Source organism: Streptomyces sp. SKN60 (assembly GCF_026236535.1).
GTDB lineage: Bacteria > Actinomycetota > Actinomycetes > Streptomycetales > Streptomycetaceae > Streptomyces.
Genome location: NZ_JAHTMW010000014.1, coordinates 89,438 through 106,712 on the forward strand (window position 1 = coordinate 89,438; position 17,275 = coordinate 106,712).

A 17,275-nucleotide genomic window follows, 5' to 3' on the forward strand; every position below is an offset into this window, starting at 1 on the left:
GGCTGGGCATGGCGCACGATTTCCCCCGCCGCCCTCCGCCGCGAAGTCGACGTACAGCGCCGCCCCGATTCGTCCGGATCGGCTCGCACACGAACCGAACGCATGGCAGCGGAGCGGACGGCTCCGGTACCCCGGTAGGGCAGGAGGAACCGGAAGAACCGGAACCCCCGTCCCGAAAGGAGCCGGTCATGGCCACACCCATGTCCGCGAGCCGTTTCCTCGACGCGCTGCGCGACGAAGGTCTGAAGGTCGTCGAGGTCGGCAACTGGCGCACCCACAACCGCAACCACAAGGGCCCCTGGGGTCCCGTGCACGGCGTGATGATCCACCACACCGTCACCCGGGGCACCAGCAACACCGTCCGCATCTGCCGGGACGGCTACGAGTCCCTGCCCGGACCGCTCTGCCACGGCGTGATCGCCAAGGACGGCACCGTCCACCTGGTCGGCTACGGCCGGGCCAACCACGCCGGTCTCGGCGACGACGAGGTGCTGCGGGCGGTGATCGCCGAGAAGCGCCTGCCGCCGGACGACGAGGCCACCACCGACGGCAACCGGCACTTCTACGGCTTCGAGTGCGAGAACCTCGGCAACGGCACCGACCCGTGGCCGAAGGTCCAGCTGGAGGCCATCGCCAAGGCCGCGGCCGCGGTGTGCCGGGCGCACGGCTGGACCCAGCGCTCGGTCATCGGCCACCTGGAGTGGCAGCCCGGCAAGGTCGACCCGCGCGGCTTCACCATGGCGTCGATGCGGGAGCGGATCGCCGACCGGCTCCGGTAGGACCCGCCCGCGGGCGCGGCGAGAATGGCCGGGTGAACGCGCTCGATCTCTCCCGTCTGCGGCCCCGGCTCCCCTCGCCCCTGGAGCCGGTGGCGGACGAGCGCTTCGCCCGGCACGGGCTGACCCTGCTGCTGAAGCGCGACGACCTCATCCATCCCGACCTGCCCGGCAACAAGTGGCGCAAGCTCGCGCTCAACCTGCGCGAGGCGGCCGGCCGGCCCGTGCTCACCTTCGGCGGCGCGTACTCCAACCATCTGCGGGCGACGGCCGCGGCCGGCCGGCTGCTCGGTTTCCCGACGGTGGGGGTGGTCCGGGGCGACGAGCTGGCCGGGCGCCCGCTGAACCCCTCGCTTGCGCGGTGCGCGGCGGACGGGATGCGGCTCGAGTTCGTGGACCGGGCCACGTACCGCGCGAAGAGCGACCCGGCGACCCTGGCGACGCTCCTGGAGCGGGCTCCGGCGGGCGCGTACGTGGTGCCGGAGGGCGGCAGCAACGCGCTCGCCGTCCACGGGTGCGTGGAGCTGGGCCGCGAGCTCGCCGGACGCGCCGACGTGGCCGCGGTGGCCTGCGGCACGGGCGGCACCCTGGCGGGCCTGGCGGCCGGCTTCGAGGGCCGGACCCTCGGCGTCCCGGTCCTCAAGGGCGGCTTCCTCGGCGGGGAGGTCCGTGCCCTCCAGGAGGCGGCCTTCGGCGGCCCGCGCGGGGACTGGTCCCTGGACGAGCGCTTCCACGGCGGGGGCTACGCGCGCGTGCCGCCCGCCCTGACCGCGTTCGCACAGGATTTCGAGGCGCGGCACGGACTCGCCATCGAGCGACTGTATGTCGCCAAAATGCTCTACGGACTGATGACCCTCGCGGACGAGGGCGCCTTCGCGCCCGGCACCCGCATCGCCGCCGTGGTCACCGGCTCGCCCGAGGGCACCGCCTGACCGACCGGGAAGACCCGGCCAAGATCCGCCGGACAGGCCCTAGTCGGTCTCCCGGTAGGCCGCGGCCTCCTCCAGGTCGAGCCGGCGCAGCAGGGTGCGCATCATCTCGTCGTCGATGCGGCGGGCGTCGCGGAGCTGGACGAAGACCTCGCGCTCGGCGTCGATCATCTCGCGCGAGAGCCGGCGGTAGGTGTCGTCGGCGGTCTCGCCGGTGGCCTCGTTGACGGTGCCGAGCCGCTCCCAGACGGCGTTGCGGCGGCGCTCCATGACCGTGCGGAGCCGGTCGGCGAGCGGGCCCGGGAGGGCGTTGCGCTCGTCGGCGAGGAGTTCGTCGAGCCGGGCCTCGGCGGCCCGGGAGGCCTCGCTCTGGGCCTGGGCCTCGGCGAGGGTGTCCTGGACGCGGTCGCGGCCGGGCAGCTTCAGGAGGCGGATGAGCGGCGGCAGGGTGAGGCCCTGGACGACGAGGGTGCCGATGACGGTGGTGAAGGTGAGGAAGAGGACCAGGTTGCGGGCGGGGAAGGGGACGCCGTCGGTGGCGATCGGGATGGAGAAGGCGATGGCGAGGGAGACCACGCCGCGCATGCCGGCCCAGCCGACGATCAGCGGCGCCCGCCAGTCCACCCCCACCTCGCGGGTGCGGACCCGCGGGGACAGCCAGCGGGGCAGGAAGGTCGCGGGGAAGACCCAGACGAAGCGCACGACGACCACGAAGACGAAGACCCCGACCGCGTACCAGGCGGCCTCCCCGATCCCGTAGGGGCCGAGGCCCTGCACCACGAAGGGCAGCTGGAGGCCGATCAGCGCGAAGACGGCGGACTCCAGGACGAAGGCGACCATCTTCCAGACCGCCTCCTCCTGGAGGCGGGTGGCGAAGTCGACCTTCCAGTTCTTGTGGCCGAGGAAGAGGCCGACCACGACGACGGCGAGCACCCCGGAGGCGTGCACCTGCTCGGCGGCGGCGTAGGCGATGAACGGGATGAGCAGGGAGAGGGTGTTCTGCAACAGGGCCTCGCGCAGATGGGTGCGGAGCCAGTGGATGGGGACCATGAGGATCAGGCCGACGCCGACGCCGCCGACGGCGGCGAGCGCGAACTCCCGCAGGCCGCCGGCCCAGCTGATGCCCTCCCCCACGGCGGCGGCGAGCGCGACCTTGTAGGCGGTGATCGCGGTGGCGTCGTTCACCAGGGACTCGCCCTGCAGGATGGTGGTGATCCGGCCCGGCAGGCCGAGCTTGCGGGCGATGGCGGTGGCGGCGACCGCGTCCGGTGGGGCCACGACGGCGCCGAGGACGAGGGCCGCGGTGAGCGGCAGGTCGGGCACCAGGACGTAGGCGAGCCAGCCGACCGCGACGGTCGCGAAGAGCACGTACCCGACGGAGAGCAGCGCGACCGGCCGGATGTTGGCCCGCAGGTCGAGGTACGAGGAGTCGACGGCGGCCGTGTAGAGCAGCGGCGGCAGCACGAGCGGCAGCACGACGTGCGGGTCGAGGGTGTAGTCGGGCACCCCGGGCAGATAGGCGGCGACGAGACCGACGGCGACCAGGAGGAGGGGGGCGGGTACCGGGCTCCGGCGGGCGAAGCCCGCCACCGCGGTGCTCGCCGCGACCAGCGCCACCAGTTGCAGTGCGTCCATGCCGGTCCCTGTCTGTGCCCGTCCGTCACTCCCGCCACAACGTAACCTGGCCATCATGAGTGAGTGCCCGCACGTTGCCGATATGCCGCGCCCCGAACCGGCGCCGCTGAACGACACCTGTCCGGAGTGCCTGGCGGACGGCACGCACCCCGTCCAGCTGCGGCTCTGCCTGAGCTGCGGGCACGTGGGCTGCTGCGACTCGTCGGTGGGGCGGCACGCGACGGCGCACTTCCACACCTCGGGGCACCCGGTGATGCGCACCTTCGAGCCGAACGAGCGCTGGCGCTGGTGCTTCGTGGACGGTTCGATCGTCTGACGGCGCGATCGTCTGACGGCGCGATCGTCTGACGGCGCGGGGCGACGGACCGCCGGCGGACGGTTCGATCGTCCGGCGGCTGGGTACGTCACCCCTCCGCGGGTTCTCCGCGGCCGCCGGTGGCGTACGGCGGGTCCTTCCGGACCGGACCCCGCGGGGGCGGTCCTGCCGGGCCCCCGGCGACACGGCGGGACGGATCGCGATAGCGTCTCGGCGGACTGCAGAACCGACTGCGTACCGCCAGGTCCGGGGCTTTCCGCCCCGGATCCCGAAAGAGCTTGTGCCACCTTGGAGGTGAGGGTGTCCCAGATCGCAGGCGAGCCCGGGACCCAGGACTTCGTGGAAGTCCGGCTGCCCGCTGCGGGTGCCTACCTGTCCGTGCTGCGTACGGCCACGGCCGGTCTCGCGGCGCGCTTGGACTTCACCCTCGACGAGATCGAGGACCTGCGGATCGCGGTCGACGAGGCATGCGCGATCCTGCTCCAGCAGGCGGTGCCGGGCTCGGTGCTGAGCTGTGTGTTCCGCCTGATCGACGACTCGCTCGACGTCACGGTGTCCGCCCCGACCACGGACGGCCGGGCGCCGGAGCGGGACACCTTCGCGTGGACGGTGCTCTCGGCGCTGGCCGGGAAGGTGGAGTCGTCGGTCGCCGAGGACCGGACGGTCTCCATCAGCCTGTACAAACAGCGCGGCGCGGGGCCAGGCCCGGCGTGAGGAGCGGGGACGCGACGGCCGGCATCCCTGAACAGCAGCGGGCCCGGCCGCAGGGGGCGGCCGGTGTCGAGGTCGAGGTCGAGGTCGCTACGGAGCAGGCGGACCAGATGAGCGAGCACGAGCAGCACGAACAGGCCCCGGGCGCGGGCGGGCCGCGGGAGGCCCACGGCCGGGTCCCCGACCGGGCGGCCGGCCAGACCCCCGAGCCGGCTCCTGAGGCGACGTCCGGACCGACTTCCGGACCGGCCTCCGAAACGGCGTCCGAAACGGCGTCCGAGCAGCCGCACGACCGCAGCGGCGCGCGGGCGCTCTTCGTCGAGCTGCGCGGTCTCCCGGAGGGTTCGCCGGAGAAGGCGGCGCTGCGCGACCGGCTGGTGCGGATGCACCTGCCGCTGGTGGAGCACCTGGCCCGGCGCTTCCGCAATCGCGGCGAGCCGCTGGACGACCTGACGCAGGTGGCGACGATCGGCCTGATCAAGTCGGTGGACCGGTTCGACCCGGACCGCGGGGTGGAGTTCTCCACGTACGCGACGCCGACGGTGGTGGGCGAGATCAAGCGCCACTTCCGTGACAAGGGCTGGGCGGTACGGGTCCCCCGCCGCCTCCAGGAGTTGCGGCTCTCGCTGACGACGGCGACGGCCGAGCTGTCCCAGCAGCACGGGCGCTCGCCGACGGTGCACGAGCTGGCCGAGCGGCTCGGGATCTCCGAGGAGGAGGTCCTGGAGGGCCTGGAGTCGGCGAACGCCTACTCGACGCTCTCGCTCGACGTACCGGACACGGACGACGAGTCGCCGGCGGTGGCGGACACCCTGGGCGCGGAGGACGAGGCGCTGGAGGGCGTCGAGTACCGGGAGTCGCTCAAGCCGCTCCTGGAGGACCTGCCGCCGCGGGAGAAGCGGATCCTGCTCCTTCGCTTCTTCGGCAACATGACCCAGTCGCAGATCGCGCAGGAGGTCGGCATCTCGCAGATGCACGTCTCGCGCCTGCTCGCGCGCACGCTGGCGCAGCTGCGGGACAAGCTCCTCGTGGAGGAGTGAGCGCCGGTGTACGGCGGAGGGGCCGGGGGTGATCCCCCGGCCCCTCCGTCATGCGCGACCCGTGCGTTACGAGGCGTCCTGGCCCGGGCGCCGGATGCCGAGCGCCGCCGTGGTGGACGGGCTCACCAGGAGGACCAGGCCGGTCACGGCGAGCACCGCGAGGGCGATGCCGGCCGGGATCATGACGCTGTTCGCCTGGAGGAGCTGCCAGGCGACGGGCAGCGCCAGGATCTGGGTGATCACGGCCGGGCCGCGGCTCCAGGAGCGGCGCAGCCACAGGCCACGGGCGGCGACCAGCGGGATGAGGCCCAGGGCGACCAGGGTGACCGCGCCCATGAGGGCCGAGGTGAGGTCGTCGGGCCGGTCGCCGAGGCTGGTGACCAGGAGGACGAGGCCGCCGACGACGAGGGCCAGGCCCTCGACCGCGGCCACCACCGCGGCGGCGGTGAGCCGCCCGGGCCGGGCGACCGGCTCCCTCGGCTGCTCGGGACTGCTCGTGTCGTCGGCGCTGCTCGCCCTGCTCGCACTGCTCATGCAAGGCAGGGTAGCCGGGGCGGGTACGGGACGGGGCGGCCAGGCCGTGCGCGGTGCCGCGCGACGGCATCCGGCGGGGGCCGCGCACGGCCGCCGTGCCGCAGGCCGTCGCCGACCCGGCCGAGATCGACAGGCCGCGTCCAGGGCTCGTCGGGGCGGCCAGACCGCGACCGGCGCCGCGCGCACGGCCGGCCCGTCGCGGACCCGCCTCCGGCCCGGCCACGTTCGACAGGCCGCGCCCAGGGCGCGGCCGAGGCGAACCCAAGGCCTGCTCAAGCCGTGCCCTCGGGCCTGTCCGGGTCCCGTCCGGGAGGCCGGGACTGGGCCCGGTACCGCCGGGTAGGTACGCTGGCGGACATGCGCGCGCTTCTCGTGGTCAATCCGGCAGCAACCACCACCAGTGCGCGCACACGGGACGTGCTGATCCACGCGCTCGCCAGCGAGATGAAGCTGGAGGCGGTGACGACCGAGTATCGCGGCCATGCCCGTGACCTGGGGCGCAGGGCCGCCGACTCGGACGACATCGACCTCGTGGTGGCGCTCGGCGGGGACGGCACGGTCAACGAGGTGGTCAACGGGCTGCTGCACGCGGGGCCCGATCCGGACCGGCTGCCTGGGCTCGCCGTGGTGCCGGGCGGCTCGACCAATGTCTTCGCGCGGGCGCTCGGTCTGCCGAACGACGCGGTGGAGGCGACCGGCGCGCTGCTCGACGCGCTGCGCGAGCGGCGGGCGCGGACGGTCAGCCTCGGACTGGCGTCCGGGACGCCGGGCACGGACGACGAGGCGGTTCCCGAACGCTGGTTCACTTTCTGCGCCGGTTTCGGCTTCGACGCGAGCGTGATCGGCCGGGTCGAACAGCAGCGCGAGCGCGGCAAGCGTTCGACGCACGCGCTCTATCTGCGTCAGGTGGTGCGCCAGTTCCTGGGCGAGCAGAACCGGCGGCACGGCACGATCACCCTGGAGCGGCCCGGCGAGGATCCCGTAAAGGATCTCGTGCTCTCCATAATCTGCAACACGTCCCCCTGGACCTACCTGGGGAATCGTCCGGTGTACGCGTCGCCGGAGGCCTCCTTCGAGACGGCCCTGGACGTGCTCGGACTGAGCCGGCTGTCGGCTCCTTCGGTGGCCCGGTACGCCACTCAGCTGCTCACTTCGACCCCCGAACGGGGGCCCCGCGGCAAGCATGCGGTGACCCTGCACGATCTCACCGACTTCACCTTGCATTCGAAGGTGCCGCTGCCGCTCCAGATGGACGGTGACCACCTCGGGCTGCGTACGAGCGTGACGTTCACAGGCGTACGCCGTGCACTGCGTGTGATTGTGTGACCAGAAGGACCGAAAGTCCTTCTACTCGAACGTTTAGGCTGCCCTCCACCCCCTAGAAGTACGGCTGTGACGGAGCCGACACCGAGGAATCAAAAAAAACTTTCCAGAAGGGGTTGTATCCGTTGCTGGGGTTTGGGAGTCTCTTCTTGGCGATCGGGACGGCCCGCAGGACCGGCCTCCACTGAGAGCCAGAACCCCACCCCAGTGACAAGGACCACGCCAGTTCACCTGGCAGTCGGCCCTTCCCCTGCGGGGGGATTCGTGAAAGCGTTCACATTCACAAGCAACTTGCACGTAACACCTGAGAGAGGTAGCAGCCATGGACTGGCGTCACAACGCCGTTTGTCGTGAGGAAGACCCCGAGCTGTTCTTCCCCATCGGCAACACCGGTCCTGCGCTGCTGCAGATCGAGGAAGCCAAGGCCGTCTGCCGCCGCTGCCCCGTCATGGAGCAGTGCCTGCAGTGGGCGCTCGAGTCCGGCCAGGACTCCGGCGTCTGGGGTGGCCTCAGCGAGGACGAGCGCCGCGCGATGAAGCGCCGCGCCGCCCGCAACCGGGCGCGCAACGCCAGCGCCTGAGCCACCTGCACAGTCTGAGGCAAGCGGCGCGTACACCGTGTACGCATTCACCGCCCCCGAGCCGCAGCGCGCGCAGTAACCCACAGCATTCGAGCCCCGGACCGATTCCTTTCGGTCCGGGGCTCGCTGCTCTTCCACCCGTGACAGCGGCAGGAACTGCCCTCCCCCGGAAGGCAGTTCGCCGCATAAGAATTCCGATCCGGGTATTACTTCTGCGGCTGTACGGGAATGTCGAGCACGACCCGGGTGCCGCGTTCCGCACCCGGCTGCATGTCGAAACTGCCGCCGAGCTCGCCCTCGACCAGGGTCCGTACGATCTGCAGGCCGAGGTTGCCCGCCCGCTGCGGGTCGAACCCCTCGGGCAGGCCGCGGCCGTCGTCCTTGACCGTGATCAGCAGCCGGGCGTCGGCGCGGGGCTCGCCGCGGACCGCGGTGACCTCGACCGTGCCCTGCTCCCCCGGCGCGAAGGCGTGTTCCAGGGCGTTCTGCAGGACCTCGGTGAGGACCATGGAGAGCGGGGTGGCGACCTCGGCGTCGAGGATGCCGAAGCGTCCGTTGCGCCGGCAGGTGACCTTGCCCGGGGAGATCTCGGCGACCATCGCGATCACCCGGTCGGCGATCTCGTCGAACTCGACCCGCTCGTCCAGGTTCTGGGACAGCGTCTCGTGCACGATGGCGATCGAACCGACCCGCCGCACCGCCTCGTTGAGCGCCTCGCGGCCCCGGTCGGAGTCCATCCGGCGGGCCTGCAGGCGCAGCAGCGCGGCCACCGTCTGGAGGTTGTTCTTCACCCGGTGGTGGATCTCCCGGATGGTGGCGTCCTTGGTGATCAACTCGCGCTCACGGCGGCGCAGTTCGGTGACGTCGCGGAGCAGGACGAGGGAGCCGATCCGGGTGCCCTTGGGGCTGAGCGGGATGGCCCGCAGCTGGATCACCCCGCCGCTGCCCTCGATCTCGAACTCGCGCGGGGCGTAGCCGGAGGCCATCTTGACCAGCGCCTCGTCCACCGGTCCCCGGGAGGGGGCGAGTTCCGCGGTGACCTGGCCGAGTTCCTGGCCGACCAGGTCGGCGGCGAGGCCGAGCCGGTGGTAGGCGGAGAGCGCGTTGGGCGAGGCGTACTGGACGACGCCGTCGGCGTCGAGCCGCATCAGTCCGTCGCCGGCCCGGGGGGAGGAGTCCATGTCGACCTGTTCCCCGGGGAAGGGGAAGGAGCCGGCCGCGATCATCTGGGCCAGGTCCGAGGCGGACTGGAGATAGGTGAGCTCCAGGCGGGACGGGGTCCGCACGGTGAGCAGATTGGTGTTGCGGGCGATGACGCCGAGGACGCGGCCCTCGCGCCGTACGGGGATGGACTCGACCCGTACGGGGACCTCCTCGCGCCACTCGGGGTCGCCCTCGCGCACGATCCGGCCCTCGTCGAGGGCGGCGTCCAGGAGCGGGCGGCGGCCGCGCGGGACCAGGTGGCCGACCATGTCGTCCTGGTAGGAGGTGGGGCCGGTGTTGGGCCGCATCTGGGCGACGGAGACATAGCGGGTGCCGTCCAGGGTGGGGACCCACAGGACCAGGTCGGCGAAGGAGAGGTCGGAGAGCAGCTGCCACTCCGAGACCAGCAGGTGGAGCCAGTCGAGGTCGGACTCGCTCAGCGCGGTGTGCTGGCGGACGAGGTCGTTCATGGAGGGCACGTGTGCGAGCGTACCCGTGGAATTCCCGGGCAGTGAACCTGGAGTTCCCGGCGTCCGTGTTGGAGGATGGGCCGGGCACGACCAGGCTCGCATGGATGGACAGACAAGAATGGTCTAGTCCACAATGCTTCCATAGAGCCTCCGTCCTCCCCGCACAGGAGGACGGACGAGGTACCCGGCGCTCTCTGCCCTGACTGCGCCGAGACCTCCCACACGGCCGAGGGACCGCACATCCCCGGCCGGGCAAGCTCCGGGCTGCGGTGCCGGACGGGTTGAGGGTCCCGTCCCGGCGCCGCGGCCCGCGGGTGTTTCCGGGCCCGTTTCCGGGGCCCCTCCCCCTTCCCCTTTCCGGGCCCCTTCCCCAGCCCCTTCGAGTGGCCGCCGGGTCGGGCGCGGCCGACCATGAAATGAGCCCGTCCGCGGGGCGGGACGGCATGGGCCGAGGGCCTGCGCTCTGCTAGATTTGGGGCTAGATTGGTCTATACCACCGGCTCCTTTCAAGCCCCTCACCAGATCGGCAGGCACAGCGTGGAAGTTGTCATCGTCAAGGACGCCACGGCGGGCGGCGAGCTCATCGCGGACGGCATCGCCGGCCTCCTGCGCCGCAAGCCCGACGCGCTGCTCGGCGTGGCCACCGGCTCGACCCCGCTGCCCATCTACGACGCCCTGACCGCCAAGGTCCGGGCCGGCGCCGTGGACGTCTCCCGGGCGCGGATCGCCCAGCTCGACGAGTACGTGGGCCTGCCCGCCGGGCACCCCGAGTCGTACCGGGCGACGGTGCTGCGCCAGGTCGTCGAGCCGCTCGGGCTCTCGGCGGAGGCCTTCATGGGCCCCGACGGCTCGGCCGAGGACGTCCAGGCGGCCTGCGAGGCGTACGACAAGGCGCTCGTCGACGCCGGCGGCGTCGACCTGCAGATCCTCGGCATCGGCACCGACGGGCACATCGGCTTCAACGAGCCCTGCTCCTCGCTCGCCTCCCGGACCCGGATCAAGACGCTCACCGAGCAGACCCGGGTCGACAACGCGCGCTTCTTCGACAACGACATCGAGCAGGTGCCGCACCACGTCATCACCCAGGGCATCGGCACCATCCTGGAAGCCCGCCACCTGGTGCTGCTCGCCACCGGCGAGGGCAAGGCCGAGGCCGTGGCGCAGACCGTCGAGGGCCCGGTCGCCGCGCTCGTACCGGCCTCCGCGCTCCAGCTGCACCCGCACGCGACCGTGGTCGTGGACGAGGCCGCCGCCTCCAAGCTGAAGCTCGCGGACTACTTCCGCCACACCTACGCGAACAAGCCCTCCTGGCAGGGCATCTGAACGCCCCACGCATCCGCGGGTACGTGAAGGGGCCCGGCACCTGATCCAGGTGCCGGGCCCCTCCGCGTACTCCTCAGAGCCCTCGCGCTCCCGCGATGACCTCCGCCGCGGCCCGGCCGCAGACGCGGGCGGCGCCGTGGGTGGCGATGTGCAGGGCGCCGCGCGGGGACGACTCGTTCAGGCCCATCTCCACCACCACGGTGTCGGGGCGGGCGGCGAGCAGGGCGTCCAGGGTGCCGGCCATCCACGGGTGCCGGTGGGCGTCGCGGACGACCGCGACCACGCGCCGCTCCCCGGCGGCGGCGAGCACCGCGTCGGCCGAGGCCTCCACCCCGTACGAGCCGGTCGTGGTGCCCGGCAGCAGGCGCTGCAGCTCGGCGGCGATGCCCCAGGGCGTCTCGTCGCCGACGGCGAAGTTCGCGACGGGGGTGAAGGAGGCCACGTACGGCGCGGCGGTCAGCGGCTCGAAGGGCCGCTCCCCCGAGGTCACCCGCAGGGCCCGGCGGGCGGCGACGAGTCCGACCTCGGTGCCGGGCGCGGTCCCCTCCTGTGACGCCGCGCCCGGCCCCGATACAGCCCCCCTGGCCCGGTGCGCCTGGGTCCAGGCCGCCAGGGCGCGTACCCGCGCCGCGGCGTCTGCCAGCCGCTCCTCGGGCAGTTCACCGGTCCGTACCGCCTCGACCAGCGCGTCGCGCAGCCGCAGTACGGTGTCCTCGTCGGCCAGCCCGCCGCCGACGCAGATGGCGTCGGCGCCCGCGGCGATCGCGAGGACGGATCCGCGCTCGATGCCGTACGTCGACGCGATGGCCTGCATCTCCATCCCGTCGGTGACGATCAGCCCCTCGAAGCCCAGCTCCCGGCGCAGCAGTCCGGTGAGGATCCGCGGGCTCAGGGTGGCCGGCCGCTCGGGGTCGAGCGCGGGAAGCAGGATATGCGCGCTCATCACCGCTTTGGAACCCGCGGCGATGGCCGCGCGGAAAGGTGCCAGCTCACGGGCGTGCAGTGTGGCGAGGTCCACATCGATCCGGGGCATCGCGTCGTGCGAGTCCACACTGGTGTCGCCGTGCCCCGGGAAGTGCTTGGTGCAGGCGGCGACGCCCACGGCCTGGAGGCCGTCGACGTAGGCCACGGTGTGCCGGGCGACCAGGTCGGGGTCGGCGCCGAAGGAGCGCACCCCGATGACCGGGTTGTCGGCGTTGGAGTTGACGTCGGCGGACGGCGCCCAGTTGAGGTCGATCCCGCACTCGGCGAGCCGGCGGCCGAGCTCGCGGGCCACGGCCCGGGTGAGCTCGACGTCGTCGACGCTGCCGAGGGCGTAGTTGCCGGGGAAGGAGGAGCCCTCCCGCACCTCCAGGCGGGTGACGTCGCCGCCCTCCTCGTCGATGGCGACCAGGACGTCCTCGCGCTCGGCGCGCAGCCGGGCGGTGAGGGCGGCCAGCTGGTCGGGGGCGACGACGTTGCGGCCGAAGAGGCCGACCGAGGACAGTCCCTCGCCGATCCGGCGGAGCAGCCAGTCGGGGGCGGTGGTGCCGACGAAGCCCGGCTGGAGGACGGTGAGCGCGTCCCGGGTCAGGGTGTCCGAGCCGGTTGCGAGCGTGGTCATGGGGCTCCGTTATCCCTTCACCGCGCCGGCGGTCATGCCGCCGACGGCCTTGCGCTGGAGGAAGAGGAAGACGATCAGGACGGGGAGCGCGAAGAGGGTCGAGGCGGCCATGGTGGCGCCCCAGTCGCTGCCGAACGCGGTCTGGAACTGGGTCAGCCAGAGCGTCAGGGTCTGCGACTCCTTGTCCTTGTTGAGCATGAGGATCATCGCGAACTCGTTCCAGGCCGTGATGAAGCCGAAGATCGAGGTCGACATCAGACCCGGGGCGAGCAGCGGGAAGATGACCTTGCGGAAGGCCTGGCCGCGGGTGCAGCCGTCGATCTGGGCGGCCTCCTCCAGCTCCACCGGGACGGCGGCGATGAAGCCGCGCAGCGTCCAGATGGTGAAGGGCAGGACCATCACGAAGTAGATGAGCGTGAGGACCGGGATGCTGTTCAGCATGTCGTTCTCGCGCGAGATCATGTACATCGCGATGACCATGACCTCCCAGGGGGCCATCTGGGCCATCATCACGACGAGGACGATGCCCTTGCGGCCGCGAAACCTCATCCGGGCGAGCGCGAAGCTCGCGAGCAGGGCCACGAGCAGGGCGAGGAGCACCGCGCCGAGGGTCACCACGAGGCTGTTGGTGACATAGGTCCAGAACAGGTCGACGCCGGTGGCGGTGGTGTAGTTCTCGAGCGTGGGCGAGAAGAGGAAGACCGGGTCCTTGGTCATGATCTCGTGCTGCGGCTTCAGCGAGGACGAGAGCATCCAGTAGACGGGGAAGACGAAGACCACCGCGATCACGAGCGCGGAGAGGTTCTTGACGACGCCGCCGACCGTGATCCGCTTGCGGGTGCGGTACTTCACCGGTGCGGCCGGGGTGGTGGTGCTCACAGCTCCTCCTCCTGCTTCAGGATCAGGCGGAAGTAGAAGGACATGATCGCGACGAGCATCACGATCGTGAGGACGGAGATCGCCGCGGCGACGCCGTAGTGGAACTGGCCCTGGCCCTCGATGTACGCGAAGACGGGCAGCGTCTCGGACTCGCGGTTCGGGCCGCCCTTGTTCATCGCGTAGATCTGGGTGAACGCCTTGAAGACCCAGATGATCTCCAGGAACGTGGTGATCAGGAAGAACGGCTTGAGGTTCGGGAAGACCACCGCCCAGAAGGTGCGCCAGCCGTTCGCGCCGTCCATCTTGGCGGCCTCGTACAGCTCGGTGCCGATGGTGGTGAGGCCGGCGTACATGTTGAGGGCGACGAAGGGGATGGAGCCCCAGGCGATGAGGACGGTGGAGATGGCGAGGGCGGAGAAGCCGGTCTCGAACCAGTTGTGCTGGTCGTAGCCGGAGAAGCCCATGGTGCGCATCAGCCAGTTGGCGACGCCGAACTGCTCGTCGAAGAGCCACTGGAAGACGGTGACGGAGGCGACGATCGGCATGGCCCAGGCGAAGACCAGGGCGAGCGAGAGCAGCAGCCGCATCTTCTTGCCGAGGCGGTTGAGCAGCAGGCCGATGCCGGTGCCGATGGCCATGATCGCCACGACGTTGACGGCGGTGAAGACGACCGAGCGGAGGACGACGGTCCAGAAGTCCGCCTTGGTGAGCAGATCGGCGTAGTTGTCGAAGCCGACCCACACCGTCTCGCGGGTGATGAACTCCTTGCGGCCCAGCTGCTGGAAGGAGAGCATCACATTGCGGATCAGCGGGTAGAGCAGCAGCGCCGCCATCGACAGCAGGGCCGGGGTGACGAGCAGGTACGGCAGCAGCCCGCCGGGCAGGGAGCGTCTCCCCCGCGAGGGCTGACGGACGTCCTTCGGGCCGGTCGCGGCCGGCGGGGTCGGTGACTTCCCTGCCGCCCTCCCGGGCGCGTCCTGGGGACCGGCGGTCGCCGCCCCCGGGGAGTCCACGGTCATGATCTTCTTCCTCGCGGTTCTAGGAACAGGCCCTGGGGCTCCCGGCCCACCGGGACGCGGCCCGGGGGAGCGGGCCGCTCGCACACTGCGGAGACGAACTACGGAGAACAACTGCGGAGCACCGGCGGTGCGGCCCGCGTGACCGGGCCGCACCGCCGGGCGGTGATCACTGCTGGTTGATGCGCTCGCCGATGACCTTGTCGGCGGCCTCGCCGGCGGCCTTGGCGTCCTCGCCCTTCAGGACCTTGGTCATGTAGTCCTTGATCGGGTTCGGGGCGGTCTCGACGTTCGCCCAGCCCGGGGTCACCGGGGTGATCTTGCCGACGGGCGCGGCCTGGGCCATGGCCTCCGCGAAGGAGCCGGCGGCCGGCTTGAACTGCGCGGCGTCGTTGTTCGGGAGCAGGGCGCCCTCGGTGGCGGCGGCGTACTTGGTCATGTACTCCTGGCCGGCGGCCAGGGCCAGCCACTCCTTGGCGAGGTCCTTGTTCTGGGAGCGCTCGGCCACGGCGAGGTTGGAGCCGCCGAAGAAGACGGAGCCCGGCTTGTCGGCGGTCTTGCCCGGGATCGGGAAGTAGCCGAAGTCGGCGGTCTTGCCGGCCTTCTTCATGGCGTCGATCGCGCCGCCGGCCTCCCAGCCGAGGCCGATCCAGGACGCCACGCCGCCCTTGGGGACGATGTCGGTGGACTGCTGCGGGGTCGCCTCGTCCTTGTCCTTCGGAGCGGTGGAGTAGGACGCCAGCTCCTTGTAGAAGTTCATGGCGGCCGTGGCCTCAGGGGAGGACAGGTTGCCCTTCCACTTGTCGCCGTCCTTGACGGCGAGGTCGCTGCCCTCGTCCCAGATGAAGCCGGCGAGCACGTACCAGCTCTGGCCCGGCAGGTAGATGGCCTGGGACTTCGGGTCGGCGGCCTTGAGCTTCTTCAGGCCCTCGATCCACTCGGCGCGGGTCTTCGGCGGGGTCACCTTGGCCTTGGCGAAGGCGGCCTTGTCGTAGACGACAACACGGTTGGCGGCGTACCAGGGGGCGGAGTACAGCTTGCCGTCCAGCTCGTTGGAGGCGAGCATGCCCTTGTTCCAGCCGTCGTAGCCGAGCTTGGCCTTGTCGCCGGAGAGGTCGGCGAGGCCGCCGGTGACCGCGTAGCCGGCGGTCTGGGTGTTGCCGAGCTCCAGGACGTCCGGCGGGGTGTCCTCGGAGAGGGCCGTGGTGACCTTCTCCTGGATGCCGTTCCACTGCTGCTTCTCGACCTTGACCTTGACGCCCGGGTGCTTGGCCTCGAACGTCTTGTTGACCTCGGCCATCCAGGCGTCGGGCGCGGAGCCGTCCATCACCCAGACGGTGATGGTCTTGTTGCCGCCCTCGGCCTTGCCCTTGTCCCCCTTGTCACCGCTCTCGCTGCCACAAGCGGCAATGCTGACCATCATGCCCGCGACGCCGATCGCCGCGATGAGCTTGCGCTTCACGCCATCCTCCTCAAGGGATGCCTGCTCCCCCCTCCCACGGCGCGAAGACATACGTCGAGTGATGCTGTGGGGCTGGGACCTGGTCTTTAATGGTTTAGACCAGTACCCGGAGCTTGGCCTAGACCTTTAGGGGTGTCAAGGGTGTATAAGAAGGGCAGTCGCGTCCGTTATCGGACCGACACCTGAGGGAGGGCGACGACCCGTGACCGGTCCGTGCCACCATGTGAGCCGCGACAGACGGAGGAGCCGGTGACGGCAGCAGCACAGGAGTCGGAAAGGCAGGCCATGGCCACGGACGCGGGGAACACCGAGACAGACAGCGGGGTCGCCACCCGTACCGCGCGCGTGCCCAAGTACTACCGGCTCAAGCGTCATTTGCTCGACATGACCGAGACCCAGGCGCCCGGCACGCCCGTGCCGCCGGAGCGGACCCTCGCCGCGGAGTTCGACACCTCGCGCACGACGGTCCGCCAGGCCCTGCAGGAGCTGGTCGTCGAGGGCCGCCTGGAGCGGATCCAGGGCAAGGGCACCTTCGTGGCCAAGCCCAAGGTCTCCCAGGCCCTGCAGCTCACCTCGTACACCGAGGACATGCGGGCCCAGGGCCTGGAGCCCACCTCGCAGCTGCTCGACATCGGCTATGTGACGGCCGACGACACGCTCGCCGGGCTGCTCGACATCTCGACCGGCGGCCGGGTGCTGCGCATCGAGCGGCTGCGCCTCGCCAGCGGCGAGCCGATGGCCATCGAGACCACCCATCTGTCCGCCAAGCGCTTCCCCGCGCTGCGGCGTTCGCTGGTGAAGTACACCTCGCTCTACACCGCGCTCGCCGAGGTGTACGACGTGCATCTCGCCGAGGCCGAGGAGACCATCGAGACCTCGCTGGCCACCCCGCGCGAGGCCGGCCTGCTCGGCACGGACGTGGGCCTGCCGATGCTGATGCTCTCCCGCCACTCGCTGGACGCCGACGGCGAGCCGGTCGAATGGGTGCGTTCGGTCTACCGCGGCGACCGCTACAAGTTCGTGGCCCGCCTCCAGCGCCCCAACGGCTGACCCCGGGACCACCGGAGCCGGACGGCCGCACCCCCTGAGCGGGGTGCGGCCGTTCCGCGTCTCCGGACCTTCCCGGCTCCCGTCCAGGCTTTTTCCGGACTTTTGTACGAAGCGGGCGGGGCCGCTCCGCGGGCGAACCGGAGCCGGGCAGCTACTCCGAGGGCCCCGAGCGCACCGCCCGCCGCGACCTGGTCGACCGAATCCAACTCGCCCTGGAACGCGGGGTCGGGATCCGGTCGATCTACCAGGACGGATTCCGGAACGATCCGCCCACCGTCATCGACCCGACCGCCGGCCGGGCGGGCGCCCTGGAGGTGCGCAGCCCCGGCCTGGTGCACGCCCTGGTCGTCCTCTTCGACGGGATCTGGGCGTCCGGCACTCCGTTCGGCGAGGCCCCGCGCGGCCGAGGAAGGCTGGTTGTGAAC

The 17,275-nt window shown here is 71.4% G+C and carries 16 protein-coding genes; 9 read left to right on the forward strand and 7 right to left on the reverse strand.

The window, feature by feature from the left end; genetic code table 11:
* Window positions 1-188 precede the first annotated feature (188 nt).
* Together KV205_RS23630 and KV205_RS23635 are read left to right on the forward strand one after the other, a co-directional pair.
* Window positions 189-779: an N-acetylmuramoyl-L-alanine amidase gene (locus KV205_RS23630; protein ID WP_265866568.1), complete on the forward strand. Its 591-nt coding sequence runs from the start codon at window positions 189-191 to the stop codon at window positions 777-779.
* Between the two features lie 32 nt (window positions 780-811).
* Window positions 812-1,708, forward strand: a complete 897-nt coding sequence (locus KV205_RS23635; RefSeq protein ID WP_265866569.1) for a 1-aminocyclopropane-1-carboxylate deaminase/D-cysteine desulfhydrase — start codon at window positions 812-814, stop codon at window positions 1,706-1,708.
* Between the two features lie 39 nt (window positions 1,709-1,747).
* Here the strand turns inward: KV205_RS23635 and KV205_RS23640 are convergent, their stop codons facing one another.
* Window positions 1,748-3,340: a Na+/H+ antiporter gene (locus KV205_RS23640; RefSeq protein WP_265866570.1), complete on the reverse strand. Its 1,593-nt coding sequence runs from the start codon at window positions 3,338-3,340 to the stop codon at window positions 1,748-1,750.
* Between the two features lie 55 nt (window positions 3,341-3,395).
* Here KV205_RS23640 and KV205_RS23645 point away from each other — a divergent pair, with 55 nt between their 5' ends.
* From KV205_RS23645 to KV205_RS23655, 3 genes are all read left to right on the forward strand, one after another.
* Window positions 3,396-3,656, forward strand: a complete 261-nt coding sequence (locus tag KV205_RS23645; RefSeq protein ID WP_265866571.1) for a UBP-type zinc finger domain-containing protein — start codon at window positions 3,396-3,398, stop codon at window positions 3,654-3,656.
* A gap of 300 nt (window positions 3,657-3,956) precedes the next feature.
* Window positions 3,957-4,370: an anti-sigma regulatory factor gene (locus KV205_RS23650; RefSeq protein WP_123457481.1), complete on the forward strand. Its 414-nt coding sequence runs from the start codon at window positions 3,957-3,959 to the stop codon at window positions 4,368-4,370.
* The gene (locus KV205_RS23655; protein ID WP_265866572.1) at window positions 4,367-5,407 is read left to right on the forward strand and encodes an RNA polymerase sigma factor SigF; all 1,041 of its coding nucleotides are present in this window, start codon (window positions 4,367-4,369) and stop codon (window positions 5,405-5,407) included. The genes KV205_RS23650 and KV205_RS23655 overlap by 4 nt, the downstream gene beginning before the upstream one ends.
* Window positions 5,408-5,473: 66 nt before the next feature.
* Here the strand turns inward: KV205_RS23655 and KV205_RS23660 are convergent, their stop codons facing one another.
* Window positions 5,474-5,941, reverse strand: coding sequence for a hypothetical protein (locus KV205_RS23660; protein WP_265866573.1), 468 nt, complete (start codon window positions 5,939-5,941; stop codon window positions 5,474-5,476).
* Between the two features lie 357 nt (window positions 5,942-6,298).
* Between KV205_RS23660 and KV205_RS23665 the strand changes: the two genes are divergently transcribed.
* Both KV205_RS23665 and KV205_RS23670 read left to right on the forward strand, forming a co-directional pair.
* Window positions 6,299-7,267 carry a diacylglycerol kinase family protein gene (locus tag KV205_RS23665; protein WP_265866574.1) on the forward strand — a complete coding sequence of 323 codons (969 nt, stop codon included), beginning with the start codon at window positions 6,299-6,301 and terminating at the stop codon, window positions 7,265-7,267.
* 319 nt (window positions 7,268-7,586) lie between these two features.
* Entirely contained in the window at window positions 7,587-7,844 is a 258-nt protein-coding gene (locus tag KV205_RS23670; RefSeq protein WP_003953983.1) for a WhiB family transcriptional regulator, read from the forward strand.
* Between the two features lie 206 nt (window positions 7,845-8,050).
* On the opposite strand, the gene KV205_RS23675 is transcribed toward KV205_RS23670, so the two are convergent.
* Complete coding sequence (locus tag KV205_RS23675; protein WP_265866712.1) at window positions 8,051-9,517, reverse strand: sensor histidine kinase; 1,467 nt, start codon at window positions 9,515-9,517, stop codon at window positions 8,051-8,053.
* Window positions 9,518-10,054: 537 nt separating this feature from the next.
* On the opposite strand from KV205_RS23675, the gene nagB reads away from it, so the two are divergent.
* Window positions 10,055-10,840 (forward strand): glucosamine-6-phosphate deaminase, encoded by a 786-nt coding sequence (nagB, locus tag KV205_RS23680; RefSeq protein WP_265866575.1) that lies wholly within the window; start codon window positions 10,055-10,057, stop codon window positions 10,838-10,840.
* A 73-nt stretch (window positions 10,841-10,913) separates the two neighbouring features.
* Here nagB and KV205_RS23685 read toward each other — a convergent pair whose 3' ends face one another.
* From KV205_RS23685 to KV205_RS23700, 4 genes are all read right to left on the reverse strand, one after another.
* Entirely contained in the window at window positions 10,914-12,443 is a 1,530-nt protein-coding gene (locus KV205_RS23685) for a glycoside hydrolase family 3 protein (protein WP_265866576.1), read from the reverse strand.
* A 9-nt stretch (window positions 12,444-12,452) separates the two neighbouring features.
* Window positions 12,453-13,322: a carbohydrate ABC transporter permease gene (locus KV205_RS23690; protein WP_374214716.1), complete on the reverse strand. Its 870-nt coding sequence runs from the start codon at window positions 13,320-13,322 to the stop codon at window positions 12,453-12,455.
* Window positions 13,319-14,341 (reverse strand): carbohydrate ABC transporter permease, encoded by a 1,023-nt coding sequence (locus KV205_RS23695; RefSeq protein ID WP_265866577.1) that lies wholly within the window; start codon window positions 14,339-14,341, stop codon window positions 13,319-13,321. The genes KV205_RS23690 and KV205_RS23695 overlap by 4 nt, the downstream gene beginning before the upstream one ends.
* Before the next feature lie 166 nt (window positions 14,342-14,507).
* A complete protein-coding gene (locus KV205_RS23700; protein WP_265866578.1) occupies window positions 14,508-15,800 on the reverse strand; it encodes an extracellular solute-binding protein in 1,293 nt (430 codons plus the stop codon).
* A gap of 285 nt (window positions 15,801-16,085) precedes the next feature.
* Here KV205_RS23700 and KV205_RS23705 point away from each other — a divergent pair, with 285 nt between their 5' ends.
* Window positions 16,086-16,850: a GntR family transcriptional regulator gene (locus KV205_RS23705; protein WP_265866714.1), complete on the forward strand. Its 765-nt coding sequence runs from the start codon at window positions 16,086-16,088 to the stop codon at window positions 16,848-16,850.
* Window positions 16,851-17,275: the final 425 nt, after the last annotated feature.